Source organism: Endozoicomonas sp., assembly GCF_965196975.1.
Taxonomy (GTDB): domain Bacteria; phylum Pseudomonadota; class Gammaproteobacteria; order Pseudomonadales; family Endozoicomonadaceae; genus Endozoicomonas.
Genome location: NZ_OZ239981.1, coordinates 3387413 through 3400446 on the forward strand (window position 1 = coordinate 3387413; position 13034 = coordinate 3400446).

Consider the following 13034-nt stretch of genomic DNA (forward strand, 5'->3'; position numbering starts at 1 on the left):
ATTGAATTGAATCTAGGTTAATCATCAATTCAATCACTCTCATTCAATTTACTAACTTTTCAGATAGTTCATTGAAATCATCTTATATTTTGAGACAGTTCATCAATAGTTCGTAGCGTCTCCATTACACCTCTGGCAGACTCTCTGGCGATTGCACTGACAGGCTGATATTTTGGTTGGTAAAGGCAGTTCGAAGGCCAGTCATACACAACTCTCAACTCATCATCAGCAATTTGGTGATTCTCATAGGTCAGGTAACGAGCTTCCAGTGTAATCCCTACTGCTGGTCCGGCCAGCTTACAAGTTATCGGGCGAGGCTCAAGCTCTCGAATACCCTGCGAAAAATTATCATAGCTGAAATAACGCCTCACTCTATGGAGGCGCCAAAAGGTCGCAGAGCTTAAATCGCCGATCTCACGACCATCAACCGTTACTTTAAATTGGCCGTACTCATCAGTAGTAGTATTGGGGTCAATTTCAGTACCATAAAAATTGACCTCCTTAATTACCTGCTCTCCCCGGTGGTACTTTAGGCTCAACAATAATTTATGAGGATCCTCAGAAGCACTGGCAAATGCTGAAACCAACAGCAAACCCAGACACACTTTTCTTAAAGTCATATGAATAACTCCAAATTGAGAATTTAAGGCCCTGAGGGGAGAGACAGACACTGTAAACAGCCTTTTTTAAATTTAGCTGGCTCTTTCATAAAACAGCTTCTGAAACCGCATGAAAGAGCATAGCAACTATTTTATTACCAGCTTTAAGTTATAGTGATGTTTACAATGAATGGCTTAACAAACAGGCGTTCCGGGAGCCATAGTAACTTCTGGCTTCAGGAGCTTACAGACAGCACTGTCACTGGTTTCTGCACACAACAGCATGATTTCAGAAAGCTCCCCCCGCATTTTGGCAGGCTTCAAGTTGGTCAGAACCACCACCTCTTTATCCTGAAGTTCCTGCTCAGTGTAGAAAGGCACCAGGCTGGTCACGGTCTGATAGAGCCGGTCACGCCCAATATCCACCTGCACTTTATAGAGCTTTTCTGCATTGGGCAGTCGCTCTACTTCGACAATACGCCCTACACAGATATCCAGTTTCTGAAAATCCTGAAAACTGATCTCTTCACTCATAATTGATCTACTTCCGTATGCATTTCACAGTAAAAATGATTAATAAATTTTACTCTTGTAGTTACTGCGATAGAGCCTACCGAGATCAAAGAATCTACAAAAAAGCCGCTTTCAAACTGAAAGCGGCTCAATGCCTCTCATGCTCTGCCTACTTCATACCCGAACAGTTTCACCCTCCTCGACAGGCTCTGATGCTGTCCCCCCCTTGCGAGGAATACGAATATCTTCAACCATATCCTGAACAGACTTCGGTGGCGCCTCTGTGACATGACAAACCACCATGGATACCGCAAAGTTAATCAGCATACCCAGGGTACCAATGCCTTCTGGTGAAACGCCGAACCACCACTGATCCGATGTACCACCCAGGAACTTGAAGTAGATGATATAGGAAGCAGTGAACAGTAACCCAGTCACCATACCCGCAATAGCACCTTCACGGTTCATCCGCTTGTAGAAAATACCCAGAAGAATTGCCGGAAAGAATGAGGAAGCCGCCAGACCAAAGGCAAAGGCCACCACCGACGCCACAAACCCGGGTGGATAGATGCCTGCCAGACCTGCCACACCAATGGCCGCTGCTGCAGCAATACGTGCCGCCAGCAGTTCCTGCTTATCCGTAATACCGGGCATCAGGTTACGCTTCAACAGGTCATGAGATATGGAGGTTGAAATAACCAGCAGCAAGCCAGCGGCGGTAGAAAGGGCTGCAGCCAGGCCACCGGCAGCCACCAGGGCAATTACCCAGCCGGGTAGATTGGCAATTTCAGGGTTGGCCAGAACCATAATGTCGCGATCAACATACAGTTCATTGGCGTTGTCAGTCTGGTTATTGCTGACCAGTCGCTCACCGCTGCCACCACGGGATTCAATAAACGATGGCTTCCCTTCAATCGGAGCCCCCGGGTGATACTGAATTTTGCCATCATCATTTTTATCGACCCAGGCCATCAGGCCAGAGTTTTCCCAGTTGGCAAACCATTCCGGCAGCTGTTCGTATTCAGCTTCAGAAACTGTCTGAAGCAGATTAATACGGGCAAAACTGGCAACGGCCGGAGCCGTGGTGTAGAGCACAGCAATAAACAGCAGCGCATAACCGGCAGATTTACGGGCGTCACGCACCGTTGGGGTGGTGAAGAAACGCACGATAACGTGTGGCAGACCCGCAGTACCCACCATAAGAGCCATGGTGATAAAGAACACATCAATGGTAGACTTGGAGCCATCGGTATACTGAGCAAAGCCCAGCTCCTGAGACAGTCCATTGAGCTTCTCCAGCACCGAGAGCCCGGTACCCTCGACATTACTGCCAAAGCCCAGCTGCGGGATTGGGTTACCGGTAATCATCATGGAGATAAAGATCGCTGGCACCAGATACGCAAAAATCATCACACAGTACTGCGCTACCTGAGTGTAGGTAATGCCCTTCATGCCACCTAATACGGCATAAACAAAGACAATCCCCATCCCGATCATGACCCCGACATTGATATCCACTTCCAGATAACGGGAGAAGACAATACCGACACCGCGCATCTGCCCGGCCACATAGGTAAAGGAGATAAAGATCACACAGATAACGGCCACCACCCGCGCCGTCTGGCAGTAATAACGTTCGGCCACAAAGTCCGGCACCGTGAACTGACCAAACTTACGCAGGTAAGGTGCGAGGCACATGGCCAGCAGCACATAACCACCGGTCCAACCCATCAGGTACATGGCGCCGTCGCGTCCCATGAATGAGATAATACCCGCCATGGATATAAAGGAAGCTGCCGACATCCAGTCCGCTGCCGTTGCCATACCGTTAGCAACCGGATGAACACCGCCACCGGCCACATAATAGTCTTTGGTTGAGCCCGCTCTTGACCAGATGGCTATGCCGATATAAAGCGCAAACGATAAGCCGACAAAGAGGAAAATCAGTGTTTGAGTTGCCATCTCACTCTTCCTCCTGAACGTTGTACTTTCTATCCAGACGATTCATCAGCCCGATATAGACAAAAATCAGAATCAGAAAGGTATAGATGGAACCCTGCTGAGCAAACCAGAAGCCCAGGGGAAAGCCAAAAAAGCTGAATTGATCCAGCTGGTCCACAAAAAGGATGCCACACCCAAATGAGACGGCGAACCAGATGACCAGTAAGGAAAGTAATATCCGTATATTCTCCCGCCAGTAGGCGGCAGCTGCGCTTTGATTTTTAAAAGATGGATTATCCTGAGAAGAGCCAGCAGACATGAAAGTCGCTCCTGAAATTATTATTGTTTTTCTTATTGTCAGCCACGAGGGACTGTGTGCGTCTACTCACAGTAGCAAATGTGTGGACAGGAGCATCTTAGACTTTAGGCTAATGCCCTGCCCTGATTTTTCCTTTAGGGAAGAGCAAGAAGCATGACAAGTTGCTTTTTCTACCCGTCAGCCCGCCTCCCCCAAATATGAACTATCTAAACCCATGAATGTCAGAGTTATCTATTGTTAATAACTTAATATCATAAAGTCCAAAACACATGGATGCAGTAAAGCTTGTCAGAAATTCCTCTTTATCTGGAGACATGCCTATCCGTGAACCCGACAATTCACGAGAAGGTATTTTTGCAGTATCAGGCGCAAAAATGATGGTCAAAGTAGAGCCTGAGGCAACAAAGTTTTCCCCTGCTGCCCCCCCATCTAATGAAGTACCGGAACTGAAACGTCTAAGTATTAAAGCCGAAAAGCCAGTAGAGCGTTTAGCCGCACAACAAAACTCTGGCACAGTCACGGAAGTTAAATCGCTTACTGACTCACCCATGGTACGGCCAGAATCAGTAATCAAGACTGAGAGCCTAGTAAATGATCGGGTTGATAACTCCTATCCTCTCGTAAGCTACAGTGATGCTGCTTTACGCTATTTGAAGGCCAGAAGTGATAGTGCTTCCCGGATATATGGCTCAGTTAAGATGAGAAACCTCTATGATAAGCCAGGCTCCTTACTTTGCCAGCAAACTGACAGATTTGAAGAGTGGTTCCAGACACAAAATACAGAGGCAATAAGGAATCATATTACCGAAAGAACCAGAATAAATGCGTATGATGGCGCAGAATATTCCATACTCTTTGGTGAAGATGAACTGATGACAAACCGCCTTAATCAAGAAGGTGAGGTCATGGGTCCCTACGGTGGCGAACTATTAACAGAAGAAGAGTTTGATCAGCTCTGTAATGAATACAATCAGTTTGACTCCGCCCCTGAGGATTACGCCGTTGGAATACAGGGCACCAAATTAGTTCTCAATGGGTTTAAAGGGAACCAGATGCACTGCATCAATGACGGTACACTTAAAGACGATCATGGCATCAAGCACAAAAGCAGATACAATGTGGAGCTATTTTGTCTTTTTAAAGAAACTGACACACATCTTGGCAAGGTATGGATACCAAGGGTTTACGTTGTTGCTAATCAGGATATTCCTCCAGATAGGAGGGTATGGCTCCGCTATGATCCAGAATTCTGGAAACTCAGGAAGGAAGCCCAAAAAAACAGGGAGGCTCAAATAAAGAAAAGCAGTAGGTTTGTCGATGATCAAGCATTCAAACATTGCAAACAAATCAAGGTAGATTCAACAATATCTGACATATTGCGTCTTGTTCTAAATGAAAAGTTTCCTCCAGAGGTGGTTCCTGAGCTTCTCCCGGTCCAGAAATCACTGAACCTGGTGCATAGAATGTTTAACCGGGCTATTCAACTCATGACTGAGGTCGTTGATGAAGCTCAAACACAAGGCTGGATAAGGAAAAGCATGCATGAGTACCCTGGAATTATCAGTCTTGCTGATTTTCTGGGTATCAGTGGATCGAAGCTATGTGAATATATGGAAATCTATGAGAACGAGTTTCGTTTTTCCAGGCACGTCAAAGCCATGCTGAACACGCTGGTGAATGGACATTTCCCAACACCCTGGCACCTTTCCAGGCACCCAGACATATCCATAAAGCCACACACTATCAAAGCTCATCTACAAAATTTTATTGATATCTACCAAAGCGGAAAAACCCCTGAAGAGTGTCTGGAGCTGCTTGCAAAACACTATAAGGTAACAAAAGAATATACAAAAAAATGGGTGCAACAGTTAGATTCGATGAGAATGATGCTGGACCACCCCAAATTGCATCCACTTGAAAAAAAACTGAATTTCAGCGCCCAAACGATATTAAAAGATTTATATATCAACTTTTACCACAATGGGATTGGTCATCATTTTGATGAAGCAAGAGAAACCATTCATTCCCAACCCTGGCCTGAAGAAACCCGCGTGGACTCAGTCCGTTTCTATCTTAATGATGTCTCCAAACTGATTTCATCGCGGAGCCATGAAAATGATGCAACCTTGCACCGATTAGGTTTTACGGATGAACAACTGACAGACCTACGTAAGCCAAAGAAAACAGCTAAAAATGGTAAACGAGAGGTATTTGTACATTTTTTCTCTCTTTTTTTAAAACCCAACCCATTGCTAACAAAAGAGCAGGCTATTCAGTCAACCATTAAAACATATGAAGGGTTAACCTGCAGAAGGGAATTGGTAGAAGCATTTACTAATTTGAAAAAGAGAGTTCAAAACGAAGATGACGAAGCCTTGGCCCTTACCTACTACGGTGTGTCTGATGATACCCTAACAATATGGAAACAGTGTCTAGCTAAACCACCACAAGCACTAAAGAGAAAAATAAATTCAGTTACTCATGAACTACAACAACTTCCGAGAAAAAAAATAAAGTTTGAAAATAATGTTCAGAGTGCAAAACAAGAGCTTTTCCACACACTTTACGGTGCAGACAGTACCGACCGGTCAAGAACAGAGGTAAGAGTTGAAATAAGGCATAAATACCCAAAAGTAACGGATCGAATGATCGGGAAGTGGTTTAAAGATTTCAACAGGCTTGCTGCTAAAAATGATCAGGAAGCCATGGCATCGTCATATTCAATAACGACAATAGAGGCTCAGGCCTGGCTCGATACATACAGTACTAAAATAAGGACGACGGTTAGAAGTGGAAAGATTGATGATGCAAAAAAAGCATTTTTCACTCACTACTTCTGCCAACCTGAGAAGGCCAGTTCAAAAAGCAGGGTCACAAAAGAGACAACCAGTGCACTGATTCGAACAAAACACCCGGGAATAACCACCCGACAGATTGATAAATGGCTCGATGAATGGCGAAAAAGTCCAGCTGTTCGTTCGTCCAAACCAAAACGGGTTTCAACCCAGTACCAAATAACCGAAGGTGAGGCACAAGCCTGGCTTAATGGTTATCAGAAAACCCCTGGGTATAAAGCAACCCTTGCACAGCAAGTCACCACCAAAGAAGTGATATCTCGATACTTTGATGAAATTTACACAAAAGAAAGTGGTTCTGTTTCCAAAGATAAAAAAGCAGAGTCTATTTCGAAGGACACTGGAGCCAGCATTAAATCATTAAAAGAACATCGTCGTAAAATTGAAAGACTGGTAGCAGAGAACAAATCGGATGAGCTGATTGCTTCTAAAATGGATCTACCATTAGAGCGAGTCATTTTCTGGACTAATGCAATCAAAATAAGGAGGCATGCAGAGGCAGACAGAGTCAGCCACAAGATTGCTGTATTTGAGGCAATGTGGTCCGATCCAGAACCAAAACAGATTGCTCCAGTTGCCAGGTCGATTGCCGGAGGTCGGTTTAAAGACACTGATGCTCAGAACTGGTGTGGAGACTTCAAAGCTGCACTGAGAAAACACAATAATAACTTGACCATAATGGCTGAACTCTACGGGGTAGAAGCTGAACAAGTCGAATTTTGGGTTAAAAACATCAACAAGCAGGCTTCTTTTAAAATGAGTAGGTAGTGACTTAATCCCTATGGACTTAATATGAAACCCTGTCGTTAAGCGTATGGATTGAATAATGTTTTGGGTTCATGAAACAATGACTCCTGCTAGTAAACCTTGCAGACTGACGGTAGTAATATTCAGCCGCCCATTCGGCACTGTTTACTGACCAGGCTTACGCAGGTAAGGCATAAGACACAGTGCCAACAGTGGATTAATCCAATGTTCCACAAAAAACATGCTATACACAAGTGAGAGTAAATCAGATCCTTAGGAAAGACTGTAATATCCATCTATTCTCTCGCCAGAAGGCAGTGACCACCCATCTATCAATAAGCATCGAACAATTCTGTCTGCTGGAATTATTATTGTTTTTCTTATCTTTGAACCACGCTGAACTCGTATACGTCTCTCACAGTAGCAAAGGCAGGGTCAGGAACATCTCAGGCTTAAGGCTGACACTCCATCCTCAGTTAACTGGAGTTTCTTAAACCTAGAGCTGATAGGGAAGTAGCTGATCAGCTACCTGGTGACTAGCAATTGTACCAGAGCATTGATTCTTCATTCGTTCAAGATTTTCTTTCAATATAATTTTATATTTTCTACTGACTTGTGCATCAATTGCGTTTTTAACTTTTCTCATAAAAGCTTTGAGTGCTTTACGATCTTCCTCTGGAACAGAAGGCGGCTGACCTGCCTCATTAAGACCGTAACTCATAGCTACTAAGGCCAAAATTGTACTAGGGTGCTTTTTAAGTACGGGATAATGAGAGTAACAATCATTGGTAAGAAACGCTTTGATAAAGTCTAATGTTATTATTTTTTTTGCTTCATTCTTAGATTCTATTTCTATTCTCTGAATATCAACAAAGCTTGAAACCTCTAGCTTCAAAGCATCAAGCTCGTTTTTCTTTTTCTCTCTTGCAGCCTTTGCTGACTGTTTATTTTTTTCCTTTGTTCTTCGTTTATATTCCTCTCTGTCGGCTAAGGACACTCGCTTTCTGCTACAATTTACGACTTCATGTTTACTTTCCAATGGAGCTACCTTAGAAGAAACGCTCTCATCATCGGAAACAACGTGGTCAAGTCGCTGAAAACCAAGTGTGTAAGAAGAATCCTCCACCTTAATCTTGAAGAAACCATCAGGGCCAACTTGAGTTAACCTATTTCTTCTATCCATCCCTACTTGAGATTCTTCCTTTTCAACCACTTGTAATGATTGATTTGCCATACCTGTCGGCCAAAGATTATGACTACAGGGTTGAAGCTCTTCATCGAAGGGTTCAGTTTTAATGGATGCAGGTGCATTTTTACTGTCGAGATCAGAAAAATCAGGTACCGCAAGTCCAGAACAGACATCAACATGTCTGGCATCACTCTGCAGGGATTGTGGCTTAACGCCGGATGTCAATTCCCCTCCCCCTTCCTGCGCTTTGACTGTTGACCAATCATTTGCAGCGCTACAATCTTCAGGTGTTAACAATGCTGTTTCTTGAGTACTGAGAATCGCTGATTGCTCTTCTGTACCAACCACAAATAATGGTTTAGTTTCTGTAACAGCGGCAGGTTCAGGAGATACTCCATCCATTTTTACACTGGGTATGGCTGTGGCAAGAACCCAAGGTACCAATAGTTCGGTATCAACTAATGAAGAGTTATCACTGCCTTCATCCTGCCAGACTCCTGTAGGAATATCGTCATCGACAACAGTTCTCTGGCTATCAAACGATCGAGTAACTTCAAGTTTGTCTGGGTTATGATACGCCATGCGTTCCATATAGCTTCGGGCTCTTGCAAAGAGCACCTCCCAGTCTTGCTCAGAAATATTCTGTGCAGGTAAGTTTGAATCCGTTTTTTTAACCGTCGCAGAAGCAAAAGGGAGAGAGAGCCGTTCTTTCTTGGGCCTATGATCCAGAATCGCAGGCAAGAAACGCCGCTTACGGTGCAAACGGTCTGGAGTTTGACCGACTTCAGGCTTGAACTCATGCTGTAGATGTTTCTCATCGACTTTTGCTTCAACAGAAGCTTCTGAGCACTCCAATATTGCTGGGAGAGTATCTTCTGACTGGAATGACGTGTCTGAATGACTTTGTTCTGAGTGCGTCGTATCACTAGCACAATATGTATCTTTTGAGGACTCATCTGTTACGGCAGAAACAGAGTAAGTATCTTCATCTTCGGATCCCCCTGACTGACCAGGCATTTCGTGACTCGGGTTTATCGAAGATCCCAGATTACATTGAGATTTTGGGCTTCCCAAAAAAGCTGCTGCTCCAGCATGAAAGTCGGCATCACAGCATCCATGCCTGCTTATTTCGTCTATATTTTTTCTAATTAAATGCAATAATGATTCAGGTGGCTGATTTAACCATAGTGCATTAAATTCTGTATTAACAGTATCATTGATAAACTGGCACCAAGGATAAATAAATTCTTTATTTTTTTTATCCAGCTTTTGAGAACCAACAAGCTTACCAAGCCATTTTACTAATGGTTTTTTTCCTTCTGCCCATTGTTTTAACTCAGCCTCACTCCACTCCCTTAGAGGCGCCTCAGTATGCATCACATTATTATATTCATTGAGCATTGACCAGTCGTTTTGCGATATAGAAAAACCATGATATTTTTTCAACCAGCCTTTAACATCATTGAAAGGCATATCCAACGATATTGACTCAAATCCAAGAATCATCTTCTCCCACATTAATAGATTCTTATAAGTCATACCCGTGGAGTAGTGATTTCTACTTTTCCCTTTTCCACGATGCATCATGAAATGGTCAGATAAAGTTCTATTATCTTCATCAATTCTGGAAGTTAGCTGATCTTCTGTCAAAAGCATTTGATCTCCCATAAAATGCTTCAGCAAAGGCGCAGGAACTGCCTCCCATAAAACCATAATCTCTTTTACATATTTACTCTTTTTAGCTGACTTCAGACTGCCACAATCTACACTCTCCACAGCCTCATCAAAAAATTCATTTTCTTTCTGAATCCACTGTCCCTTTCTTCCATGAATCACCTCAGAAACCCAAGCATCAAATTCACCCGTTTCAAAATAAACCAGTGCATCAATAGCTATGCTCCCGCAACTTCTAAAATCCTTTTGAAATTTCATTCCTGTTTTATCTGGAACCGGAGTTGTAATGCAAAATATTTTATGGTCAATGTAATTTGATATTGCTTTTTGAGCTCCCGCAATAACAAAATCCCTTATAGCCCTTGTTCCAAGAGCATCGGGAGACAATGTTTCGTGAATATAAATCATCACCTGGCCATCTTTACAGCGCATCCTAATCGCAACCATATGACATTCAGAATCATTCATGACAATAAAACTGAATGCGTCATTATGAGAAATCTTTTTTTTGATTCCCGAAGCAATTGCTTTTAAAGCATGAAAATCTAACTTACTAGCCCCTGAGAAGTGATAAACTGGGGGCTTAATTCCACTATCAATTTGGCTACCCACTAGATCTTGAACTGCTTCGGGTGGTAGAAAATATTCTCCGACAGCGATTTGTCCAGCAGCTTTTTTTTGATCTCTAACCAATGGATTCATATCTACTGACTTGATTGGCTCTCTCTTATATTGACTTTCGATAACCCATCCTGAAGTGCCCCCCCCAGGATATCGCAAAACAATGCCCTCACCATCCATTAATTCAGTCAACTGGCTATTCTTATACATGATTAAACCAGTCTTCCAACTATGATTATATAAACAAAGCCAACATTCTGAATCCACTTCACTCTTTGGATGATGTAATTCAAAGTATTGCTTATCCTCGAACCCTCTAATCCCAGGTAGTAGCTTAATAAAGTCCTCTGGCTCTTGGTTTGTACTTACATTTGAGTCTTGCCCCATACTGAAATACACGGCAAGGTCAGCAATTTTTTTTTCCATTAAAAATGTAGAAAGCATTACGCATTCCACCTTCTCCATAAAACGTGACCCTTGGGTTAACCTGCCAACCCCCACATGTTGATAAACCGGAAGGAATCGGATGAGCCGCTCAGAAAGGAGTTTATCTCTAAGCTTTCTATCGAGTGTAGGGCAAGGCCGCTTCAAACCATCTGTCACATGTACCCCTTCATCATCAATGATGAAGGGGTACAACACTGCTGGGTTTTCAATTACATCTTGTTTGGAAATATTGGCTAAAGGGTAAGAGCTGGCCTGCAGGGGGCAGACTTCGGATGACTGCAATGTAAGCTCCTGGAAATTGGTAAGTTAGAATTATTGATTGAGATCAATTTAGAGGGAGGGTTTATACTTTAGTTCCTTTCAGCATAAGACAGGAAAAATCGTTTTACTTTTGTGATGACAATAACCTATTTCTCTCTACAGTAACTCCTGAACCATTCTTATAACCAATCCAAGAAGACAACAGCCCAGCAGCTACCACCAGCACAATACCAGAAAGTGCAATAGCATCAGGAACATGCCCCCAGATAATCCAGCCCAGCCCTCCAGCAAAGACAACACCAGAATAGTTGATAGGCGCCACAATTGAAGCTTTAGCCAGAGTATAGGCCCGGGTATAACACCACATGGTCAGAGATATCGAGAAGCCAATATAAAGCAAGTAGGGTAATGTCCAGAGAGGAATTGCCTGCCACCCCATGATCGCCAATGGCAAGCTGCAGAGAAATGAGATCAGATAATAATAAAACAGGATCACACTGGCCGGCTCAGTATTTGAAAGCACTCGTGTTCCAACCATGGATAACGCCAGGGATAATCCGGAAATCAAACCAATCAGGTGCCAGGTTTCAACACCCTCCAGATCCGGCTTCAGAATCAGGATCACTCCTATGAACCCAAGAATCAGGGGCTGCCAGTGGCTCTTTGGTATCTCAACCTTCACCCATACCAAAACCAGCAGCGGAACAAACAAAGGCGCTGTATTTCTTAACAGTGCACCATCCACCAGTGGAATTTGCTTGATGGCCAGATAGTAAGCATAAAAGCAGAGCCAGCCAGCCAACCCTCGTAACAAATGCGCGCCAGGGCGCCGGGTAGACCAGTGACTAAGTGGATAACGCAGGAACATGGGCACCAGAAGCAGCAGGCAAAACCCATATTGGAACAAAACAATGGTGGTAACCGGCACTACATCAGCAATCATCTTACTGGCAGCCCCAGCGGTGCTGGCTACCAGTGATGATGCGATGGCGAACAGAACCCCTTTCAGCACTGCCCCATGGCCGTCCATTCTCAGAGCACCGGGTTAAGACTTACCGGAGAAAAAGGCGCCCATTACCTGACGGGCTTCCTCGGATACCATTCGCTCACCGAAGATAACACCTTCATCATCAATACGTTGTTGCACATCGCTACGACGGGTCTGGGTAATAAGCTGCTTGGTCAGCAACAGCGCTTCACGGGGTTTTTCTGCCAGCTCTCTGGCCTTTGCCAGGGCATATTCAAAGACTTCTTCATTGGCAATTACTGCATTGGCAATGCCATATTCACGGGCGCGTTGAGCATCAAAGAAATCTCCCAGCATCAACAGCTCTGAAGCCCGCTGACGCCCCATAATATCTGGCAGCAGCAAACTTGAAGCAGCTTCTGGTACTACCGCCAGATTCACGAAGGGTAAGCGCAATCGCGTGCTTTCGCCCACATAAACCAGATCACAATGGAGCAGCAGGGTCACACCAATACCCACTGCAATACCGCTGGCAGCGGCCAGAATCGGCTTTTTCTGCACAGCAAGTTGTCGTAGCATTTTCATGGCTTCCGGCTCTTCAGCACTGCCCTGGGCCAGAAAATCCTTGAGGTCATTACCCGCAGTAAACATATCAGGCTGGGCAGCAAAAAGAATAACCTTAACACTGTCATCCTGGTCAGCAGCGATCAGTGCTTCAAGAATCGAAGCGTACATGGCGGTGGTCAGAGCATTCTTTTTATCACTGCGGTTGAAGCGGATCGTCAGGATATCATCCTGTTGTTCGATCAGGATATGATTCTGCTGATCTGACATGGGTTAAACTCCCTGAAACTCTATTGTCATTATTCTATCGCCCATACTGTATTACAGCCGCCGCTCA

8 protein-coding genes are annotated in these 13034 nt (G+C 44.1%); 1 reads left to right on the plus strand and 7 read right to left on the minus strand.

Annotation, left to right across the window (positions count from 1 at the left end; genetic code table 11):
• Positions 1-77 precede the first annotated feature (77 nt).
• The 4 genes from ACOCLE_RS15205 to ACOCLE_RS15220 form a co-directional block, all read right to left on the minus strand.
• Positions 78-620 (minus strand): hypothetical protein, encoded by a 543-nt coding sequence (locus ACOCLE_RS15205; protein ID WP_419533180.1) that lies wholly within the window; start codon positions 618-620, stop codon positions 78-80.
• 174 nt (positions 621-794) lie between these two features.
• Entirely contained in the window at positions 795-1133 is a 339-nt protein-coding gene (locus ACOCLE_RS15210) for a tRNA-binding protein (RefSeq protein ID WP_419533181.1), read from the minus strand.
• A gap of 153 nt (positions 1134-1286) precedes the next feature.
• Positions 1287-3074: a sodium:solute symporter family protein gene (locus ACOCLE_RS15215; protein WP_419533182.1), complete on the minus strand. Its 1788-nt coding sequence runs from the start codon at positions 3072-3074 to the stop codon at positions 1287-1289.
• Between the two features lies 1 nt (position 3075).
• Positions 3076-3372, minus strand: a complete 297-nt coding sequence (locus ACOCLE_RS15220) for a DUF4212 domain-containing protein (RefSeq protein WP_419533183.1) — start codon at positions 3370-3372, stop codon at positions 3076-3078.
• 269 nt (positions 3373-3641) lie between these two features.
• Between ACOCLE_RS15220 and ACOCLE_RS15225 the strand changes: the two genes are divergently transcribed.
• Entirely contained in the window at positions 3642-6995 is a 3354-nt protein-coding gene (locus ACOCLE_RS15225) for a hypothetical protein (protein WP_419533184.1), read from the plus strand.
• A 475-nt stretch (positions 6996-7470) separates the two neighbouring features.
• Here the strand turns inward: ACOCLE_RS15225 and ACOCLE_RS15230 are convergent, their stop codons facing one another.
• From ACOCLE_RS15230 to ACOCLE_RS15240, 3 genes are all read right to left on the minus strand, one after another.
• Complete coding sequence (locus tag ACOCLE_RS15230; RefSeq protein ID WP_419533185.1) at positions 7471-11187, minus strand: bZIP transcription factor; 3717 nt, start codon at positions 11185-11187, stop codon at positions 7471-7473.
• A gap of 103 nt (positions 11188-11290) precedes the next feature.
• Positions 11291-12196, minus strand: coding sequence for a DMT family transporter (locus tag ACOCLE_RS15235; protein WP_419533186.1), 906 nt, complete (start codon positions 12194-12196; stop codon positions 11291-11293).
• A gap of 15 nt (positions 12197-12211) precedes the next feature.
• Complete coding sequence (locus ACOCLE_RS15240; RefSeq protein ID WP_419533187.1) at positions 12212-12967, minus strand: enoyl-CoA hydratase-related protein; 756 nt, start codon at positions 12965-12967, stop codon at positions 12212-12214.
• Positions 12968-13034: the final 67 nt, after the last annotated feature.

What these genes read in the sequence shown, in the direction of transcription:
- ACOCLE_RS15205 (WP_419533180.1), bottom strand. Translation starts at nt 620, where the DNA reads ATGACTTTAAGAAAAGTGTGTCTGGGTTTGCTGTTGGTTTCAGCATTT.
- ACOCLE_RS15210 (WP_419533181.1), bottom strand. Translation starts at nt 1,133, where the DNA reads ATGAGTGAAGAGATCAGTTTTCAGGATTTTCAGAAACTGGATATCTGT.
- ACOCLE_RS15215 (WP_419533182.1), bottom strand. Translation starts at nt 3,074, where the DNA reads ATGGCAACTCAAACACTGATTTTCCTCTTTGTCGGCTTATCGTTTGCG.
- ACOCLE_RS15220 (WP_419533183.1), bottom strand. Translation starts at nt 3,372, where the DNA reads ATGTCTGCTGGCTCTTCTCAGGATAATCCATCTTTTAAAAATCAAAGC.
- ACOCLE_RS15225 (WP_419533184.1), top strand. Translation starts at nt 3,642, where the DNA reads ATGGATGCAGTAAAGCTTGTCAGAAATTCCTCTTTATCTGGAGACATG.
- ACOCLE_RS15235 (WP_419533186.1), bottom strand. Translation starts at nt 12,196, where the DNA reads ATGGACGGCCATGGGGCAGTGCTGAAAGGGGTTCTGTTCGCCATCGCA.
- ACOCLE_RS15240 (WP_419533187.1), bottom strand. Translation starts at nt 12,967, where the DNA reads ATGTCAGATCAGCAGAATCATATCCTGATCGAACAACAGGATGATATC.